The organism is Polycladidibacter hongkongensis (assembly GCF_001561995.1).
GTDB classification, from domain to species: Bacteria; Pseudomonadota; Alphaproteobacteria; order Rhizobiales; family Stappiaceae; genus Pseudovibrio; species Pseudovibrio hongkongensis.
The window spans coordinates 665,214-685,267 of record NZ_LLWC01000022.1; the positions used below are offsets into that span (position 1 = coordinate 665,214).

General features: G+C 53.4%; 14 protein-coding genes. 9 read left to right on the forward strand and 5 right to left on the reverse strand.

Translation table 11 applies throughout. The features are described from left to right. The first annotated feature begins 125 nt into the window (after nt 1-125). Both AYK82_RS11160 and AYK82_RS11165 read left to right on the forward strand, forming a co-directional pair. On the forward strand, nt 126-872 hold the full coding sequence (locus AYK82_RS11160) for an SDR family NAD(P)-dependent oxidoreductase (RefSeq protein WP_068315389.1): 747 nt from the start codon (nt 126-128) through the stop codon (nt 870-872). Next, nucleotides 869-1,315: a nuclear transport factor 2 family protein gene (locus AYK82_RS11165; RefSeq protein WP_068315392.1), complete on the forward strand. Its 447-nt coding sequence runs from the start codon at nt 869-871 to the stop codon at nt 1,313-1,315. Before AYK82_RS11160 ends, AYK82_RS11165 begins: the two co-directional genes overlap by 4 nt. Before the next feature lie 12 nt (nt 1,316-1,327). Here the strand turns inward: AYK82_RS11165 and AYK82_RS11170 are convergent, their stop codons facing one another. From AYK82_RS11170 to AYK82_RS11180, 3 genes are read right to left on the reverse strand one after another with little or no spacing between them, the layout of a single operon-like run. Next, complete coding sequence (locus AYK82_RS11170; protein WP_068315755.1) at nt 1,328-2,569, reverse strand: SAM-dependent methyltransferase; 1,242 nt, start codon at nt 2,567-2,569, stop codon at nt 1,328-1,330. Between the two features lie 14 nt (nt 2,570-2,583). Next, nucleotides 2,584-3,426, reverse strand: a complete 843-nt coding sequence (locus tag AYK82_RS11175; RefSeq protein WP_172795229.1) for a DUF1365 domain-containing protein — start codon at nt 3,424-3,426, stop codon at nt 2,584-2,586. Nucleotides 3,427-3,437: 11 nt separating this feature from the next. Then, nucleotides 3,438-4,781 carry an NAD(P)/FAD-dependent oxidoreductase gene (locus AYK82_RS11180; protein ID WP_068315397.1) on the reverse strand — a complete coding sequence of 448 codons (1,344 nt, stop codon included), beginning with the start codon at nt 4,779-4,781 and terminating at the stop codon, nt 3,438-3,440. 171 nt (nt 4,782-4,952) lie between these two features. Here AYK82_RS11180 and AYK82_RS11185 point away from each other — a divergent pair, with 171 nt between their 5' ends. The 6 genes from AYK82_RS11185 (at nt 4,953) to AYK82_RS11210 (ending at nt 16,271) form a co-directional block, all read left to right on the forward strand. Beyond that, nucleotides 4,953-5,504, forward strand: coding sequence for a sigma-70 family RNA polymerase sigma factor (locus tag AYK82_RS11185; RefSeq protein WP_208976463.1), 552 nt, complete (start codon nt 4,953-4,955; stop codon nt 5,502-5,504). Then, nucleotides 5,501-6,181, forward strand: coding sequence for a ChrR family anti-sigma-E factor (locus AYK82_RS11190; protein ID WP_068315402.1), 681 nt, complete (start codon nt 5,501-5,503; stop codon nt 6,179-6,181). Before AYK82_RS11185 ends, AYK82_RS11190 begins: the two co-directional genes overlap by 4 nt. A gap of 144 nt (nt 6,182-6,325) precedes the next feature. Next, on the forward strand, nt 6,326-7,534 hold the full coding sequence (locus tag AYK82_RS11195) for an iron-containing alcohol dehydrogenase (RefSeq protein ID WP_172795231.1): 1,209 nt from the start codon (nt 6,326-6,328) through the stop codon (nt 7,532-7,534). Nucleotides 7,535-7,640: 106 nt separating this feature from the next. Further along, nucleotides 7,641-8,384 carry a tellurite resistance TerB family protein gene (locus AYK82_RS11200; protein WP_068315408.1) on the forward strand — a complete coding sequence of 248 codons (744 nt, stop codon included), beginning with the start codon at nt 7,641-7,643 and terminating at the stop codon, nt 8,382-8,384. A 574-nt stretch (nt 8,385-8,958) separates the two neighbouring features. Further along, nucleotides 8,959-14,463 (forward strand): glutamate synthase-related protein, encoded by a 5,505-nt coding sequence (locus AYK82_RS11205; protein ID WP_068315410.1) that lies wholly within the window; start codon nt 8,959-8,961, stop codon nt 14,461-14,463. A 56-nt stretch (nt 14,464-14,519) separates the two neighbouring features. Then, entirely contained in the window at nt 14,520-16,271 is a 1,752-nt protein-coding gene (locus tag AYK82_RS11210) for a diflavin oxidoreductase (RefSeq protein ID WP_068315413.1), read from the forward strand. 91 nt (nt 16,272-16,362) lie between these two features. Here AYK82_RS11210 and AYK82_RS11215 read toward each other — a convergent pair whose 3' ends face one another. Then, nucleotides 16,363-16,872 carry a DUF2478 domain-containing protein gene (locus AYK82_RS11215; RefSeq protein WP_068315416.1) on the reverse strand — a complete coding sequence of 170 codons (510 nt, stop codon included), beginning with the start codon at nt 16,870-16,872 and terminating at the stop codon, nt 16,363-16,365. A gap of 29 nt (nt 16,873-16,901) precedes the next feature. Next, nucleotides 16,902-17,615, reverse strand: a complete 714-nt coding sequence (locus tag AYK82_RS11220) for an SDR family NAD(P)-dependent oxidoreductase (protein WP_208976464.1) — start codon at nt 17,613-17,615, stop codon at nt 16,902-16,904. A gap of 612 nt (nt 17,616-18,227) precedes the next feature. On the opposite strand from AYK82_RS11220, the gene AYK82_RS11225 reads away from it, so the two are divergent. Then, a complete protein-coding gene (locus AYK82_RS11225; protein ID WP_068315419.1) occupies nt 18,228-19,868 on the forward strand; it encodes a BCCT family transporter in 1,641 nt (546 codons plus the stop codon). The last annotated feature ends 186 nt before the right edge of the window (nt 19,869-20,054 follow it).

The following is a 20,054-nucleotide window of genomic DNA, read 5'->3' on the forward strand; positions in this document are numbered from 1 at the left end:
CCAACTTGCCCTCACATCTGCCCACTGTGAGGGCATTTTTTTGTCTACCCTTCAATATTAAAGGTGAACCAAAACACAAACTCTCTCCTATAACTTTATGGCTGCCAGTTATTAGGAGAATGGGCATGGCTTCCACACAAAAGCGCACATGGATCATCGGCGCCAGCTCGGGCATTGGCAAACAACTGGCGTTGGATATGGCGGCGCGCGGCGAAACCATCATTGTCTCGGCACGCCGGGAAGAACCACTGGCAGAGCTGGCAACATCACAGAACACGATCACGGCCCTCGCACTTGATGTCGCGAGCCCCGATCAGCTCGCGTCAACAATCACCCACCTTGCAAACGCTGGTAAACTACCAAGCCACGTCATTTTCTGTGCAGCAATCTACCAGCCTGGCGGATTGGAAATCCTCAACCACGCCACTGCTACCGAGCACATGCAAGTAAACTACCTCGCCTTCACCAGCCTACTGGAACATCTGGTTCCGCATTGGCAGAATACCGGCGGTCACATTGCAGTAATCGCCTCTCTTTCTGGATACTGCGGCCTACCCAAAGCCGCGATCTATGGCCCGACCAAAGCCGCGCTTATCAATCTGTGCGAGACCCTTCAACCAGACCTACAAACAATCGGCATTAAGCTCACGCTGATTAATCCCGGTTTCGTGGACACCCCCATGACCCGCAAAAACAGCTTTGCAATGCCGTTCCTGCGAACTCCAGAGCAAGCCAGCAAGGCGATCCTCGAAAAACTGGAAAAAAAGGGGTTTGAAATCGCGTTCCCGTGGCAGCTGTCATGGGCGTTGCGCTTGCTCCGTCACCTTCCCTATTCCTTGTATTTTTTAATCACCAAGAGAATGAACAAATGAGTTACGCCGCTCCGACTGCGCAAGCACGCGAAACTGTTTCCGCATATATCCGCTTCTTTGAAAACCTGAGCCCCCAGACAGTTACGGATCTCAAACCACTGACCATTTCCGGTTTTCGCTTTGTCGATCCCTTTAATGATGTCTCGGGGCAAGACAAAGCAATCGCGCTGCTGCGCAAGATGTTTCGCGATGTCGAGGCACCACGCTTTGTTGTTACCGACACATTCTGGCAAGGCGACAACGCGGTGCTTCGCTGGCGCTTCACTGCAAAGCAGCGTTTCTTGGGCGAACTAGACTTTACAGGCCTCAGCGAGCTAAAGCTAAATCCCGAAGGATCGATCGTCTCTCAAACGGATTACTGGGACGCCAATCAGCATTTCCTCGCCCAGATCCCATTAATTGGATTCTTGATCCGCGCGATCAATCGCCGTGCCGCCCTCTAAAAGAGCGGCACCCTACTCGGGTCGCTGAAATCTAAACAGGCCCACGTTTATTGTGCCCTCGGCAAATCCCGCAGCACAATAGACAAGGTAATAGTGCCACATCCGCTTGAAACGCTCATCAAAACCCAGTTCTGCAATCTGCGGCCAAGCTTGTAGAAAACGATCCCGCCACAGCATCAAGGTACGCTCATAGTCCTTGCCAAAATACTCCAGCTCGACGAGCTCCAGCCCGGCATCGCCCGCTTCCCGGCGCAGCGTCGCCTCACAGGGCAACATACCGCCGGGAAAAATGTAATGCTGGATGAAATCCACATTACGGCGATAACTATGGAACCGATCATCCGCAATCGTGATTGCCTGTATAACGGCGTTTCCACCCGGCTTTAAAGCATCATGCAACACATTGAAGTAGGCTGGCCAGTGTTCCTCCCCCACCGCTTCAATCATTTCGATCGAAGCAATGGCATCATAGGTTTCATTGACATCACGATAATCTTGCAGCTCCAATACATCGCTTCCCGCTGTCATCCGTGTGCTGTTGCGCTTTTGCGCAAATGCAAGCTGCTCTTTAGATAAAGTAATACCATGATACCGCTGCCCACACTTAAGCGCCTCTTCTGCCAAGCCGCCCCAACCGCAACCAACCTCGAGCAAGCGCTCACCAGAGCTCAGCGCACAAAGCTCCAAAACCCGCGCATACTTGCGGCGCTGCGCAGCGGCAAGCGCCCCGCCCGGCTGCAATTTGTAGGCAGATGAGTAAGTCATGGTTTCGTCAAGCCATGCTCGATAAAACGCATTGCCCAAGTCATAGTGAAACGCAATATTGCGGCGACTGCCTCGCTTTGTGTTCGCTCTTGCCAGATGTCGCAAACGTGCCAACACCTTGCTCAACGAACCGCGAGTTATGAGCCCATGCAGCATCTGCTTGTTGCCGACAAAAACATCGAAGAGGCCACGCAGATCATCGCATTCCCAATCGCCATCAAGATAAGCTTCAGCCAGCGCTAAACCGCCGCCAGAAGCAAGGCGGCGCACCAACCGCCCCCGCTTGATGCGCACGACAACGCCGGCGCCGTCCGCACACACCCTACCGTAGTGCAACGTCTGCCCTTTGGGCAACTGTACGATGATCGAGCCTTCCTGCACCCCGCCGAAAACACGATCAAGCAGTGCACGCCAAAGAGTAAAAACCAGCCCCCGCCCCGACTTCTCCGCCGGTGCCGAGGGGGCGACATGACCAATTTGCTCTCGCACTTTGCCCCCAATCACTAATCTTCTTTGGTATCCACCGCTCGCGCTAACGAATGCGGCACTCTGGGCGGTGGCGGTTTGCGCTTTAGTTTTGCCCCTTTGCGCCAAATTTTCAACGCCTCATAGTGTATCAGACCAAGTACACGCCAACGCGACACCGCCCCTCTTAGCACGCCCAACCAAAACCACAGGCCGCCAAGACGGATCTCTCGTCCTTTAAAACCGGCATAAAAGCACTGCCGCCCCTCTTGCTCTAGAGTAATCGACAATTGCGCCAACTGCCCCGGATAAAATGTGCGAAACCGGTAGCGCCCTGAGTTCTCTAAAAATGGCGACACATGGAATATTTTTTCCGCCCAGTGCTCTGGCAAGCGTGCCCCCCCTGCAAGCTCGCCTTTTGATGTAGCATGAAGAAAAGCAATGTACGTATACCGCTCGCCAAACGTATTGCTAACCTGATAGAGCACTGCGCGCAGCTGACCGGTCGGATCCACTGCATAAAACACCGTCAACGGATTGAAGGCACGCCCGAGAAATCGCGGCATAGTCAACGCATAAAACACCAAATCTGGCCCATCATAGCCTTCGCTTTCCAGTTGGGCTTGCAGAAAGTGCTGCAACCCCTCTGAAGAGGCGGGCATATAATCCCGCTCGTAAAACCGAAACAGCGCCCATCGCTCATAGCCGAAAAGCATCCCACGCCGCCAACCTGCGCGCGCTCCCTCTCGCTCTATGACCTTCACCAGAGCCATCATGGAACGATACTGAAACCGATGCATGGGCGCCGTAAATCGCTTGTGCACCACGCTGCCCAGATAAAACCTCAAGTGGGTTGCGCACCCTTGCCCCTCTCCTCCCATCAGCCCCGCCTTCATTCTGCTGCTTCGGCAAGCTGCTGGCCAAACAGATCCGCACCATGAATTCGCCCGGAAGCGCAATCGACATCCCAAGGTCGCTTGACCCCGCCCAACGCCTCCGCGACGGCCAGGCCAGCTTGCAAACCATCCTCGTGAAAACCATGTCCGAAATAGGCACCGCAAAACCAAGTTCTTTCCCGCCCCTGAAGCTGCCAAAGATCTCGCTGCGCGGTCATGGCACCACTAGTGAACAAAGGATGCGCATAACAGCTCTTGGCGAGAACCAGTTCCTCACGGGGCTTTTTCGGCGGATTAATTGTAACGAAAATATTCCGCCGCGTTGTCAGGGGTTGTAAGGCATTCATCCAATAACTTACACAAACGCCGGTCTGCTCGTGTGTTTTGTGTGAGCAAATCGAGTTCCACGCTGCCCATGCCGCCCGACGTTGTGGCATCAACCGCTCGTCCATGTGCATGTAGGCCTCGTTATCTTGGTAGGGTATGGCGCTCAATAACCGCTCTTCTAAGGCACTAGCACCAGAGCCGCTTTTCAGCATTCGCAAAGACTGATCGCTATGCCCGGCAAGCACAACATGATCATACTGCCCAAGCTCGCCCTCACGACCCAGAAGCCGAACTGCGTGCGGTCGTCGCTCTATCGCCCGCACTGCAACGCCTTTGCGCACTTTCCCAGAAATATTGGAGGAAAGTTTACTCAGGTAGAGGTGCGAGCCGCCCAATACGGTGCGCCACTGTGGGCGCTGCGTAAATTGCAGCAGCCCATGATTTTTGAAGAACCTTAAAAAAGCCAGCAATGGAAAGTCGCGCATCTGCTGCACACTCATCGACCAAATCGCTGCCCCCATGGGCAACAAGTGCCCTTGTATGAAGGCCGCAGAGTAGCGGTGCGCCTCTAGATACTCGCCAAGGGTCATCGCTTCTATAGCCTCGTCATCGCCAAACGCCCTCGCGGTGATATAAAACCGGCGCAAATCGTATAACATCCGCCAAAATCGGGGGGAGATGTAATTTCGCTTCTGCGCAAATAAGCCGGCAAGCCCATTGCCGCTATACTCAAAACCACTACGTGGATCGCTAACGGAAAAAGACATGGATGAAGGAACGGTTTGAACTCCAAGATGACCAAAGAGCGCGGTCAAATTGAGGTAGGTTCGCTCGTTAAACACGATAAACCCGCTATCAACCGCGACACTCTGCCCCTGCACCTGCACTATGCGTGTATGCGCATGCCCGCCAAGGCGCTGTTCTTTTTCGAACAAATCAACTTGATGGGCTTTTGAAAGCAGCCAAGCTGCAGAAACTCCAGATATTCCACTTCCAACAACTGCGATTTTCATAGAGTATCCTTAAAGGGTCTTTTAAACCGTTTATGTAGGAAGACAGACTATTGGATCACTAAAACTTCAAAAAACTGATCCATAACGTTCGTACGCCAGTAAAACCTGCATATTGGTGAGCGGAGAGTTAAAAAGACCATGGCAGGCAGCGCGGCGAGGGAGTTAAGCTTCTTGACCATCAGTTTTGACGAAAGACTGGTCGAAGTCGGTTCCAACAAATGTCGCGACGCATTCCGAGAGCTGTTCGATCATTTTGCCCCGCGGCTCAAGTCCTTCTATCTAAAAGGAGGGAGCGAAGAAGCTGCTGCCGAAGAGTTGGTGCAAGAGACCTTCGTGCTGATTTGGCGCAAAGCTGCCCTATATGACCCTCAAAAGGCTGCGGCCTCTACATGGATCTACACCATAGCTCGCAATCTTCGCATCGATAGACTGCGAAAGGAAAAAGCTATGATCTACAAAGAAGAGGAGTTTTTCGCGACTAAATTAACCACCCACGAGACCCAAACAGACGTAACCTATCAAAATCAAATGAACACCCAACTGGCACAAGCCATCGCAAAATTGCCAGCCCCACAAGCGCAAGTTATCACCCTCGCATTCTTCGAGGAAGCCACTCATTCGGATATCGCCAAACGTCTGGCCTTGCCTTTGGGAACAGTGAAATCGCGCCTCAGGCTGGCATTCACGCGGCTTGCCGAAATGTTGGAGGGCAGCAAACAATGATCAGGCATCACCCCTCGGCAGAAATGCTCATGAGCTACTCAGCGGGAACGCTCGACACTGGGCAAACGCTTATTGTCGCCGCTCATCTGGAAGCGTGCCCGACATGCGCCACTCACGCGCTGAATGCAAGATCCATCGGTGGCGCTTTACTTGAAAACGCCTTGCCCACAACGCTGAGTGAAAATGTCACGTTCGAGTGCATTTCAGATAAGATAGAACAGGCTGAGCGGCCTGCCGCAAGCGAACTTGAAAGTCCGCAGCCTATTAAACTTGCCAATAGTCTGGAAGCATTTACACTCTCTCCGCTGCTCCAACAGGTTCTTCAGCAATCCTCCAGCCGTCTGCGCTGGCGCTTTGTCGCGCCAGGTGTTCGCCAGTGCGCCTTGCCCCTTTTTTCGAGCCCTGCGGAACGCGTTCGCCTTCTCGCGCTTGAACCAGGTTTCAAAACGCCAGAACACAGTCATCACGGCTTTGAGCACACCCTTGTCCTCAAAGGTTCTTACAGCGACGAAACCGGCAACTACTGCAAAGGAGACTTTCAAAGCGTAACGGCAGCCGATTGCCACCAGCCCGTTGCAGGCGGGGAAGAAGAGTGTATTTGCTTGACCGTTACGTCCGGCGCCCCTCGATTTACCGCATTTTTACCCAGATTACTCAGACCATTTATGGATCTTTGATTGAAAAGTGCTGGTACTCTCGCCATTGAAAAAGGTGCGGCGAATTCGTTACTCTACGCAGTAACTGATTAGAATCACTTGTTATACCACCGAAAGCCTTTAGACGCTGGGGTGGAAACAACAAGAATGAAGGCGCCAATGGTAATGACGAGAATCCTATATAACTTGTACAAGGCTGTGATGAAGCCAGTCTCGCGCCTTATGCCGATTTCCACCCCGCAAGTGATCAGCGCTCCCAATTCTTCAAGACAAATAATCTCCCTGCTGCAAGAAAAGAAGCTATCCCGTCCTGCACTTATCACAGACAGCTTTGTCGCGACCACGCCAGCCTTCCAGCAGTTGCACGCTGAATTAATCGCAGCAGGTTTCAATACGATTATCTTTGACCAGATCGAGCCAGACCCAAATATTGAGCGCATTAAAAAAGGCATCGCAATAACCAAAGCACATGGCTTTGATGTGGTTATTGCTGTAGGAGGGGGCTCCTCTATTGATGGCGCTAAAATTATCAATGCTTGCGCCACACTGCACAAGCGCCCGGAAGCCATTGCAGGAACCCTCAAACTGCGCCGGCGCGGCAACTTCTTCATAGCCATCCCAACAACGGCAGGCACCGGCTCTGAAACGACCCTTGTCGCTGTAATGACCAATCCCGCCAAGAAAGCAAAGCTGCCTGTGGTGGATCCAAGCCTAGTGCCAAACGTCGCCGTACTCGACGAGGCCTACATGATGGACCTCCCGCCCCAGATCACCGCAACCACAGGCATGGATGCCCTTACGCATGCGGTTGAATCATATTTGAGCGAGTATTCCACGGCCAAAACCGATAGCATGAATTTGGAGAGCATTCGACGCATCTTCACCTACCTGCCTAGAGCCTTTGAGGATGGCACGCATGATGTGGAGGCCCGTCAGCAAATGTCCCGCGCATCTTTTGATGCAGGGTGGACATTTACCCGCACAAGCGTCGGCTGGGTTCACGCTATTGCCCATAAAATCGGCGGGCTCTACGGCGTGCCTCACGGCTTGGCAAATGCGATCATCCTGCCATATGTCTTGGAGTTCTATCTTGAAACCAGCGCACCACGCCTTGCAAAAATGGCAGCCGCTGTCGGTCTTGACGCCGCCAGTGAGACCAAAGCCGCACAAGCATTTATCCATGCGGTTAAAGATTTGGCAAGGCAACTAGAGATCCCTAGCCATTTTGACTGCATTAAAACCGAGGACCTAGCCGCAATCGCCAAGGCCGCCACGCGCGAAGTCAATCTGACGCCGCACCCGGTACCACGCTACTTTGCCACTGAACGTGAACTCGTGTCTTTCATTAACACCTTGCAAGAAAACACGGCATGATGCGCCAAACCCACAAGAATGAAACCTTTTTTGTATCAAACACTACAAACATCGCGACTGCATACCGATATCTCCTAGATGAAACAAGACGAAGTAGGAGGGCTATATGTTTGATGCTAAAGGATTGCTAGATCAGTTTGTTGGTTCCGGGTCGGGCGCAAAGGCTGGCGATCTTCTCAATCAAGGCAAAACTTACGCTAAAAATAACGCTGGTGGCCTCGCAGGTGGCGCTATTGCCGGCGGCTTGGCAGGGTTGCTGATGGGTAACAAAAAGGCTCGCAAATTCGCTAAGAAAACGGCCACATATGGCGGCCTCGCGCTGGTTGGTGGCCTCGCCTACAAGGCCTATCAGGACTACGCATCAAACAAAAGCATCCAACAACAAGGCAACAATGCTTCGGCGCCAAGCACCTCAGGCACTCAGCTCGCAGCTCCGGCACTACTGCCAGCGCCGCCGACAGCAGAAGAGCTAACCGGCTCGGCAGATCAGGGTTTTGCACGGGCCATTCTTACTGCAATGCTTCAAGCTGCCAAAGCAGATGGCCATATCGACGCTCAGGAACAACAGCGTATATTCGAACGCATTGATGATCTGGGGCTTGGGGTGGAAGAAAAAGCCTTTGTCATTGATGAAATGCGCCAGCCGCTGGATATTGAAAAAGTCGTCGTCGCCGCTGCTGGGGATCAAACGATGGCCATAGAGCTTTACACCGCCTCACGCATGGCAATAGAGCCTGACCACCCCGCAGAGCAAGCCTACTTGCAAATGTTGGCTGCACGCCTTGCACTCCCCCCCGAGCTCGTCAGCCAGATTGATGCAACGGTGAAAGCCGCCCTTCAAGAAACTTAGACGAGAAAAACAGTACCGAGTGATTCGCCCGCCAATGGCAACGTTGGCGGGTTTTTCAGTTGCTCATGCTGCATCCGTGTCCGAGGTCATTAACAAGACAATAACTTCGGAATATTTGGTCAGTACTTCTTACCCTTTACCCTCCCCTTCAATCCTCTAAGATTAACTAGAATAGTTATAAGTATAAACACAAATCTCCAAGAAATATAATTCCTCCGTAAGTTTTATCAAATGCTCTTGCCGACCTGCAAGATACCTCCCCTCGCGAATGTTGCTCTTTCTTCAACATTCACCAGCAATTCCTTTCACAAACCGGGAAAAAATCGCAGAAACTCTGTCAAACACCCTACATTTTGGCGATAAACTTTTTAATAGGCCCAATAAAAATCAAGATGTATTGTCATAATTCTTGACTTGAGGCGTCATCCAAATTACGTCTTTCCCAACAGATTACGGTGGCCGAATGGGACCCCTGCCTTTCACCGGAGCAACGGCCCAACGCCGTCATTGCCCCCAGACCCTCCTGAAATGCAGCCCCGTTAAGGCCTCCCCATAAAGATACCGGAGGCACGTTTTGGAACAAGATCGCAAACAGTTTGGTCTGTATGATCACAGCGAAGATAAAAGTAGCTGTGGCGTAGGTTTCATCACCCGTAAAACCGGGGAACAAACTCACGATGTGCTGGTGAAAGGCCATGAAGCCCTTTGTACAATTCCGCACCGTGGCGGCATGAGTGCCGAGGGTGTCGGTGATGGCGCTGGCGTCAACGTTGACATCTCGCAGAGCTTCTTCCGCAAACTCACAGGCAACCCCGAGCTAAACCTAGGCGAGTTCGGTGTCGGCAACTTTTTCTTACCTGAAAATCAAGACAATTGGCATAGCGCCGATGCACTGATCACCGCAGCTATTGAGGAGAATGGCTGCAAAGTGATCCTCTCCCGCATGGTCGACGTCGACAATTCGGTCATTCGTCCGGCCGCTGTAAAGCACATGCTGCCAATCCGTCAGGTCATCTTTACCAAACCAAACGGACAAGACGCCAAGGCCTTCGATCGCACAATCAACGAAATTATGTTGAAGATCGAGTCTCAGGCATATGAAGGCGAAGCGCTGAAAGGCCTGTACCCTCTGTCACTGTCCGCCCGCACGCAAGTCTACAAGGGCCGTCTGAACTCTGACGAGATCATTCCATACTTTAAGGATCTCATGGATGAGGATCACAAGATCCACACCATGTTCTTCCACACCCGCTTTTCAACCAATACCGAGCCGCAGTCTTCCATGGCGCAGCCATTCCGCTTTATGGCGCACAATGGCGAGCTCAACACAGATAAAAAGAACCGCCTGTCCGAAGCTGCCATCGCACAAATGCGCCACAACCGCATCTACACCCCGCATGGCCAGTCTGACAGTGCCCGCCTCGACCAAACGCTTCAGCGCCGCCTGATTGAGGACGATCTCGACCTTATCACCGCTGTTGTTGCCATGATGCCACCAGCTTGGGAAAACGACACCCGTATTTCCAACGATGTTCGCATCATGCTGGAATACTTCTCGCTCTATGAAGAGAAGAACGATGGCCCGGCTGCACTCATTTTTGGCGATGGTACCGTCGTTGGCGCTCGTCTTGACCGTCTGGGCCTGCGTCCAATGCGCTCTGTTGAAACAGGCGATTACCTTTGTGTTATGTCCGAAGCCGGACAGATCGACTTCCCGGCAGACGAAATCACCCGCCGAGGCCGTATTGAGGCCGGTGGTATGCTCTACTTTGATCACCGCACCGGTAAGAGCTACACCAGCCATGAAGCGCTGGAAATGCTCGCCAATGCACACGATTACAAAGCCCTGCTTGAAGAAGCGCGCGTCAACATCAAGGACCTCCCGGCACAAGACGCCGCTGCAGACCTCGCTGAAGGCTTTACCGATGTGCAGCGCGCGGTTGCCTACTCACTCAATCAGGAAAGCTATAAGTTCCTGATGGATCCGATGATGCAAACCGGCGCAGAAAAGATCTCCGCCATGGGTTACGGCGTCGCCATCAACGCCCTGTCGGATCAAGAAGGCGGCATGGCCAAATTCTTCTCCCAGCGCTTTGCTCAGGTTACAAACCCACCGCTGGACTCCCTGCGAGAAGCCGATGGTATGACCCTGCGCGTAGCGCTTGGCGCCAAGCCGCACTTCAATAAGGAAAAGCAGCGCCAGATCGTGATCGACAGTCCGATCCTTAACGCATGCGAGCTGGCCACCATCCGCGCACAGGATCAAGTGCCGGTCTCCGATATTGCAGCGCTGTACCAACCGGTTGCAGAAGACTGTGCCAAGGCCCAGCAAAACACCCTTATCAACGCGCTGGAAAAAACCTGCGATCAAATCGAAGCAGCGGCGCGCGAAAAAGGCGGGATCATCATCCTGTCCGATGCAAAGGTAGATGCACAAAACGCACCCCTGCCACTCATCTTGCTTATCGCAGCGGCAAACCAGCGATTGATCGAAAAAGGTCTGCGATTCCGGGCAAGCTTGGTTGCCGAGAGTGGACAGATCGCCTCATCTCACCAAGTTGCCACGGCCCTTGGCTTTGGTGCATCAGCCTTGATGCCCCTTTCAGTTATCGCCCGTGCCAATGAAATGGCCGCAGGCAACGCCGAAGAAGCCAAGGCCAACGTGTCTCGCTTTATCAAGGCCGCTAAAAAGTCCCTGATGAAAACCATGGGTAAAGTGGGCCTATGTACCGCTGAAAGCTATATCGGTGGGGAGTTCTTCGAACCAAACTTCCTTGATACCAACGAGGCTGTTCTCGCCCGTTTCTTCCCGAACATGAAGGCCACAGTCGGCGGTGTAGACTTCGCGGCCATTGCCCTATCCAATGCCCAGTGGCATCAGCGCGCTTGCGAAATAAAAGACGCTAAGGAAATCCCGCTTCTCGGCCTGTTTAAAGAACGTTCGGAAGGTGCTGGCCACTCCTACGGCACAACCGCCGTGCGTGGCTTTGTCGAGATGACCGAAGAAGGCATCAAACTCAAAGGCACCTCTGACAAAGACAGCGAGTTAGACGAAAAAGACCTCTCCTTGCTGACCTTGAACCGCTTGAAAGACGCGTATGACAGCGGGGCGGAAGCCTATCGTAAAACTAGCTTCGAGCGCCGTACGCCTAAAGAAATTGATAGTTTCAAAATCACCAAGTCGTACCGCGAGTTCTCCCAGTCACTGGCGCAAGAGCGCGCCAAACGTCCGGCAGCGCTACGTGATGTGCTCTCATTCCCGGCAGACGTAAACTGGGCTATGAGCGCCAAAGAGTTCGCAGAAGAACTGTTCAGCCATGATCTAGTGGGCAACAGCTCATTCCTCGTGCGCGGTATCGATTGCGATCAAAACGAAGATGGCAGCTTTACCTTACGCTTGTGTGGCCGCGCCAAAGGTCGTCCGGCGCAGATCAATGGTGCCCGCCTTGATGCGCTCAAAGACGCAATCATCCAAAAATTTGGCGATCAACTCAACGATCTGAAGAAGGTGGAAAACTCCATCACCTTCAAAGCCAGTGGCCAAGCGCTCTACTATTTCTCCAATTTGCAAAACGCCAACCAAAGCCTCTCAGTTACGCAGGTGCAACCAGCACACGAAGTAACTGCAACACTGGCCTCCGGCGCTATGAGCCACGGAGCATTGGTTGCCCCAGCACACGAAGCCGTCGCCCATGGCACCAACATGGCCGGCGCATTCTCAAACTCTGGCGAAGGCGGCGAACACTACACCCGCTATGGCACCATCCGCTCCAGCCGCATCAAGCAGCTGGCATCTGGCCGCTTTGGCGTATGGACAGGCTACCTCGCCGACCCGACTTTGGAAGAGCTGGAAATCAAGATTGCTCAAGGCGCCAAGCCGGGTGAAGGTGGTCAGCTACCGGGGCCAAAGGTAACCGTGGAAATCGCAGCCGCCCGCGGCGGTACACCGGGCGTGGAGCTTGTCAGCCCCCCACCGCACCACGACACCTACTCCATCGAGGATTTGGCCCAGCTCATTCACGATGCCAAAGCCGCCCGTGTGCGCGTTATCGTCAAGTTGGTATCCTCTGAAGGCATTGGCACCATCGCCGTTGGCGTGGCCAAAGCCGGTGCAGATGTCATCAACGTTGCCGGCAACACCGGCGGCACCGGCGCTGCCGCTGTAACCAGCTTGAAGAACACCGGCCGCGCTGCTGAAATCGGCCTTGCCGAAGTACATCAGGCTCTGTGTGCAAATGGCCTGCGCGACAAGGTAATCTTGCGTTGCTCCGGTGCGCACCAAACAGGTTCCGACGTCGTTAAATCTGCCCTTCTGGGCGGCGACAGCTTCGAATTCGGCACCACCGCACTGATGATGATCAAGTGTGTGATGGCGAAAAACTGTAACATCAAATGTCCGGCCGGTATCACCACCAACGCCGAGGTGTTTGAAGGTGACCCGCGCGCACTGGCGCAGTACCTCATCAATATCGCCCACGAAGTGCGCGAAATCCTCGCCCGTCTCGGTTTCAAATCCTTGCAAGAAGCCCGCGGCCGCGCAGATTACCTGCATCTTGTGGCGCACGAGCGCTCCATTGGCCAGCTAGACCTGCGCCAAATGCTCACCTGCGTTCCTGAGGTTAAAATCAACCAACCGGTTTATCTGGAAGCCAACTTCGATGTGGACGACGAGCTGCTGAAAGAGTTCCGCAAGCAGGTCATCCAGCGTCAGCAAACAGAGGCGGTGCTCTCCAAAGGCATCAAGCTCAACAACCGCAACAAAACTGTTGGCGGCCAGCTGGCGATTGATATTGAGCGCACGCTGCAATACGAGCTCTCCGACAAACAGGCAAACTGCCTGCCAATGGTCTACACCGATGATCGTGGCCGCCGCCTGATCAAGCCGGAGACGCTCACCGTCAACACCACCGGTGCAGCAGGCCAAAGCTACGCGGCTTTCTGTAACTCGGGTATGATCTTCCGCCACGTTGGCACCTGTAACGACGGTGTTGGCAAAGGCGCATCTGGCGGTAACATTGCCATCGTCTCTCCCGGCGGCGGTGACGAAGAAAACGTCCTTATTGGTAACTTCGCCCTGTTTGGTGCCTCAGGCTCCGCCCTTTATGTCGAGGGCGGCGCAGGCGATCGCTTCGGCGTGCGCAACTCCGGCGCCTCCGCTGTTGTGGAAGGTGTTGGCGACTTCTGCGGCGAATACATGACCAACGGTGCGATTTTGAACCTTGGGGACTTCGGCAAGGGCTTCTGTAATGGTATGTCCGGCGGCGTCGCCTACCAGTACGATCCTTACGATCAGCTCGAAAAGCTCTACAGCGCTGACAGCGTGAAACTGCACCGCTTGTCGGACGACAACGAACGTGCAGCAATTCACCGCCTCGCTGTAAAATCACTGCTTGAGCGCCATGTAAAATTCACCGGTTCTAAGAAGGCACAGTTCCTGCTCGACAACTTCGCTACCGAAGTTGCGAACTTCCGTTTCGCCACCCCGCTAGCGCTGGAAACCTACCAGAACTACGAGGCCATCTTGAAAGCCAAGAGCCGCAAAGAGCTGGTGGAAGAGTTGTCGCAAGCTCTCGTTGCCCACCAAACACGCAAGTTCAAAGAGGCATACCGCGACGGTAAGCCGATCGCGGATGGCGCAATCCCGAGCTATGGCGAGACCGACACAGCGTTGATGTACACCCTCATCAACAACTACACTGTCTGGCACTGTGCTGAAGATGTGGTGAAATCGCGCTACAAAAAGGCCGAGGATCTGGATCAAAACACCATCACCTCAGGGGTCCGCAAGCTGATCCTTACAGAAGACTTCGCGCTAAACCAGAAACTAGCGGGCCATGCCCGAAAAGCGCTGGAAAGTTTTGGCGATGAAGAACTCGCGGTGATGATCTCGGACAAGCGGATGAAAGACTATAAAACCGCACTTTCAAACCGTAACGTCCGCCTCATGGACAGCATCGGCACTTATGGCTGGATCTTGCTGCAAGACCGCCAGAACCGTCAGGCTATGGGCGAAATCCCAGACTTCGAAATGCTGTTTGCCAAGGCAAGCTCCATGGAATTGGTGAAGCAGATGGTATGAGCTCGCAAAGAGCTCCCACCCATCCTTCAAGACAGATCGAGACACGGTAACGACCTATGAAACTTCCCTTTATTCCAGAAAACGCTCCGTTTTCACCTGAGCAGAAAAATTGGCTTGCAGGCTTTTTTGCCGGACTTCACACCCAAATGGCTGTCAACGATGATGCCGCCCAAGAAGGCACTGCTGCGCTGAGCGTCAATGTTTTATACGGCACGCAAACCGGCAACTCTGAAATGGTGGCCGAAGAAATTGGCGAGGCCCTCACTGCTGCCGGTATGAGCCCGACCGTGGCATGTCTGGATGACATCGCCCTAGAAGACTTTGCAGCCATGGAGCAGGTGCTCATTGTCATCTCTACATACGGTGAAGGCGAAATGCCAGACAACGCCCAACTGTTCTGGGATGCCCTTAAAGCCACCGACGCCCCACGCGTTGAAGCCATGCGCTTTGCCGTACTGGCACTTGGCGACACCGGTTACGATGGCTTCTGTGAAGCCGGTAAGCAGATGGATCTGCGCTTGGAGCAGCTGGGTGCAAAACGCCTCTACCCGCGCAAAGACTGTGATGTTGATTTTGAAGCCCCGGCTGAAGAATGGACAAATGGCGTACTGGAAAAACTGGCCGAGCTAAAAGGCACGAGCGGGAGCGCTGCTCCTGTTGCTGCTAGCGCTGCCAAGAAACCTGAGAAATCCAAATGGTCCCGCAAGAACCCGTACGATGCACCGGTGACTGTGAACCGCCTGCTCTCTGGTGAAGGCTCGGCCAAGGAAATTCGTCATTACGAAATTGGCCTCGGCGACGGCGCGCCTACCTATGAAGCCGGTGATGCACTTGGTGTTATTCCAACCAACGATCCACAACTGGTCGAAGATTGGGGCAAGCGCCTTGGCATATCCCTGGAGACAAGCGTCAACGGCCACGACCGCCCATTGGGTGAGCTGTTGTTCAGCCACTTCGAAATCTCCACTCCCTCGAACGATTTTGTAAAAGCAGTTGCTGCGAAAGCAGGCGACGATCACCTTTCCCATATCGTTGAGCACGGCGACAAAGAAGCCATGGAGAACTTCCTCTGGTCCAAGGACGCCCTGGATCTGCTGTTGCTTTACCCGCAAGTGGAGTTCTCGCTGGATGAAATCACCGGCCTACTCAAGCCATTGCAGCACCGCGCTTACTCGATCTCTTCCAGCTCGAAGTTCGCGACTGACAGCGTACACCTTACCATTGCGACCGTACGCTATGAAAGCCATGGCCGTAAGCATGGTGGTGTTGCCTCCTCGTTCTTAGCTGATCGTGTAATCGAGAACGGCACAGCAAAAATCTTTGTGGCACCAAACAAATCGTTCCGCGTACCACAAAATAACGATGTGCCAATGATCATGGTTGGCCCGGGAACCGGAATTGCTCCGTTCCGCGCCTTCTTGCAAGAGCGTCAGGCAATTGGTGCCAAGGGTATGAACTGGCTGTTCTTTGGCGATCAACATGCCGCTAGCGACTATATCTACCAAGATGAAATCGAAACTATGCAGCAAAACGGCGTGCTGTCCCGCCTTGATCTGGCGTTCTCGCGCGATCAGGCCGAGAAAATCTATGTTCAGACCCGCATGATGGAAAACTCCAAGGAACTGTTCGCAGCTCTGGCAGAAGGCGGTCATTTCTATGTCTGTGGTGATGCCAGCCGCATGGCCAAAGATGTTGACAAAGCCCTGCACAGTGTCATCGCCAAAGAGGCGAACCTCAGCGAAGACGGCGCTAAGGATTACGTTAACAAGCTAAAGAAAGAAAAGCGCTACTTGCGCGATGTTTACTAAGCTTGCATAACGGGCAGACTGAAAATCCAAAAATCACATACCCGCCTGAAACGGCGGGTATTGTTGTTTTTGGCGCTCGCCCCGACTTGAATTAGGCCGCTTTCTTTGCCCGCATTGCACTGCACCAAGCCAGCACAGCACTCACATCATTTGCTAAGACCTCACCAAATTCACCCGCATATTCTAAAAAGGCATCACGGTAAGTCTCTTTAACCCCGATCAACACCGGGGTTTCCTGCGCAATTGCAATCTCGATAACACTGCGTAGCCCGCCGCCCTCACTCTCGCTCTTGCCAAAGCGGTTGAGAATGACGAGGTCCTCTGTCCCATCAAAACCCGCTTCCAGCTGCGCGCAAACCGCCGCCAACGCACCGAAATCCAACCGGCATCCCCGCGAGCCTGCGCCAAGCTCCTGAAAAATCTGCCGAGCTTCGCCGCTGCGGATCTGCCGTAAGGACATCGGTCCGCAGCATTCTGTGGCCACGCCTTCTTCCTGTAGTACACCGTGTAATACGAGGCCATCTTGTTGCAGCTGCTCGACACACTGCTTTAGCAACGTATCCACACCACCTTCTTCTCCAAAACAAACAACTGCCAGCATGGGGCCTCCCGACAAATTTTACGACACCACTACGGAGCGATCACTTTACCATCATACGCAAAGCAACATCCACTATCCGCAGGCTCTAAATGCTCCAATACCTCAACCAGCTTCTTCGCACTTTGAGCAGGCGCAAATACCATCTCCGGTGCTATACGTTGTTGAAAGGGGGCAGATAGCGCGCTCGCCACAGTGCCCGGATGAAGCCCTACTACAATACTGGACTTGTGTTTGCGTCGAAGTTCAATCGCCGCACAGCGGATGAACATGTTAAGCGCCGCTTTAGCACAACGATAGCTGTACCAACCGCCAAGTTGATTATCACTGATACTCCCAATTCTAGCGGACAATGCGGCGATCACACCGCGCCTTTCCCTCGGCAGGAGGGGCGCAAAGTGTTTCATTAACAACGCAGGCACGACCATGTTTGCTTCGTAGATCCATTTCAGTTTCTCGGCGCTTAATTCTGCAAGTGCTTTTTCAGGCTGGCCCGCCACGCCGTGTAATGCACCAACCGCAATGATTAGAAAATCAACCTCTCCAACAGTTTGAAGCTCTTGCGCGGCCAAGGCAAGTTTACGCTCATCCTGCATATCCAATTGTCTCACTGATTGCCCCGCGACCTTCGCAGCGACTGGGCGCCGATTGAACAGCACCAGCTCGACCGCCTCGTGGCGTGCAGCCAGTTCATGGGCAAGAGCATTTCCAATCGCCCCGCCAGCACCGAACATAACTGCGCGCACCCGCACCTCCCTTGTTAATATTAGCGACAAAACAAAGTATCGCAAAAATACTTCCAACACATTTATACGTAGATTTCTTCATCATTTATGTTTTACTTGAAACCGCAAGCGATCCGTCAAAATTAACGTGTAGTTTCCTTACAAACGGAAGCATCTGTGAAATTAAATTATTCAAAACAAGTACATATTTTAGATCAAATAACACACCACAAATAGCCACCCACCCTGGTTAGCCGATGCTTCGGCATAAACGATTATTGAATTAATATTGCCAAAAGCTTGACCATTCAGTTATTTTTAGTTAGGTATCTCGCAAGCGCAGCCCTTGCGCTTATAGGCGAGAAATCGCTACTCGAATGAAGCAGGCCTTCTGCTGCACATACGAGCCGAGTTAACGGGAGAACACTCTCCCAATTAAGGTAGGCGTTTGCTCTGGTCCTTACTGGGGCGCAATTTGGGTGCCTCTTGTGTTAAGGAGCACCGGCTTTATGCCTTCTATCTGTCTTGGCAGTGCCTGCATCTTGCAGGCCGACCGCGCTTTAAAGCGTGGATTGTGTACGCGTCTGCTGGGGTCATGTATGGCCTCATGCTATGAACACAAACAGGTAACCAATGACGAATTCCTCTGATGTAGAAGCTATCCCTGCCCCGGAAGGCCCGACGGCAGTGATTGACACTGACTATGAAATTGGTCAGGACAACATCAACCCACAAATTGGCCGGGTAGAGCTGGATATTCATAATCCGGTATTCGCGATCTCCGGCGCTCTTCTAGTTGCGTTTGTTGCGATTACCCTCGCATTTCACGACAGTTTAGGCCCGATATTCGGGGACCTTCGCTCCTTCCTCACGAGCAATTTCGCCGGCTTTTTCCTAACCGCAGGCAATATCTTTGTTCTGGTATGTTTAGGCATTGTGCTCTCACCGCTTGGCCGCGTGCGCATCGGCGGCGCTAATGCCAGCGCAGATTACTCCTACCTTTCATGGTTTGCGATGCTTTTTGCCGCTGGTATGGGCATCGGCCTCGTTTTCTACGGTGTATCTGAGCCAATCTCCCACTTCTCAACCTCGTTCTCGGGGTCTGATTGGGCACCGCTTGGCGGCGCAGCTGGCAATGAAGCAGAGGCAATGCGCCTTGGCATGGCCGCAACCATCTTCCACTGGGGCCTCCACCCATGGGCAGTTTATGCGATTGTTGGGTTGTCATTGGCGCTGTTCGCTTACAACAAAGGCCTTCCGCTCACCATCCGCTCGGTATTCTATCCAATCTTTGGCGAACGCATCTGGGGCTGGCCCGGGCACCTGATCGATATTCTTGCTGTCTTTGCCACTATGTCTGGCCTAGCAACGTCCTTAGGCATTGGTGCAGAGCAAGCAAACGCTGGCCTGAACTATCTTTTCGGCATCGAGGTCACCAACACCTCACGCGTTATTCTGATTATCGCCATCACCTCCATCGCGCTGGCTTCCGTTGTCGCCGGCCTTGATGCAGGGGTAAAGCTGCTCTCAGAAATCAATATGGTTGCAGCCGCTGTTCTGCTGCTATTTGTGCTCATTGCAGGCCCTACAGCTCTTGTGGTTTCAGGCTTCTTCAACAACCTGCTGGCCTATGTTGAATACCTGCCCGCCCTGTCGAACCCGATCGGACGCACAGATACGAACTTCATGGAAGGCTGGACCTCCTTCTACTGGGCCTGGTGGATTTCCTGGTCACCTTTTGTCGGCATGTTTATTGCCCGCATCAGCCGTGGCCGCACCGTGCGTGAATTCATTACCTGCGTGCTGCTCATTCCATCGCTGGTTTCCATCATCTGGATGACCACTTTTGGCGAAACCGCAATCACGCTGGTTGTGCATGAAGGTGTGAGCTCCATAAAAGACGCCGCACTTGAACTGAAACTGTTCAGCATGTTGGCGGAACTGCCGTTGACCCTGTTCACCTCGATTACCGGCATCTTCTTGGTGGTGATCTTCTTTGTCACCTCCTCGGACTCTGGCTCTCTGGTCATTGATACCATGACAGCAGGCGGCAAGGTAAACACACCAACACCGCAGCGGGTATTCTGGGTGATCATTGGCGCGCTGGCCGCCATCGCCCTGCTGCTTGGCGGCGGCTTGACCGCTTTGCAAGCTGTCTCGGTGTCAACCGGCTTCCCATTCGCAATCGTGTTGTTGCTCGCCTGTTACTCCTTGGTGACCGGGCTTTATGTGGAGCGCAAAACGCACCTGAGCGAATACGAAGGCAAGCTATAAGTTAGCGGCACCTGCGCTTTTATGAAGCGCAGGTCCATTCAAGCATCCAAGAAAGGGCGCTCTTGCAAATGCAGGAGCGCCCTTTCTTTTCTGCGCAGGCGTCCCAACGCATACACAGCCTTGCTATGGCTTTGTCTCGTCGCAACACGACGATCAACAACAAAAGGCGGCGCTGTCAAAGCAACA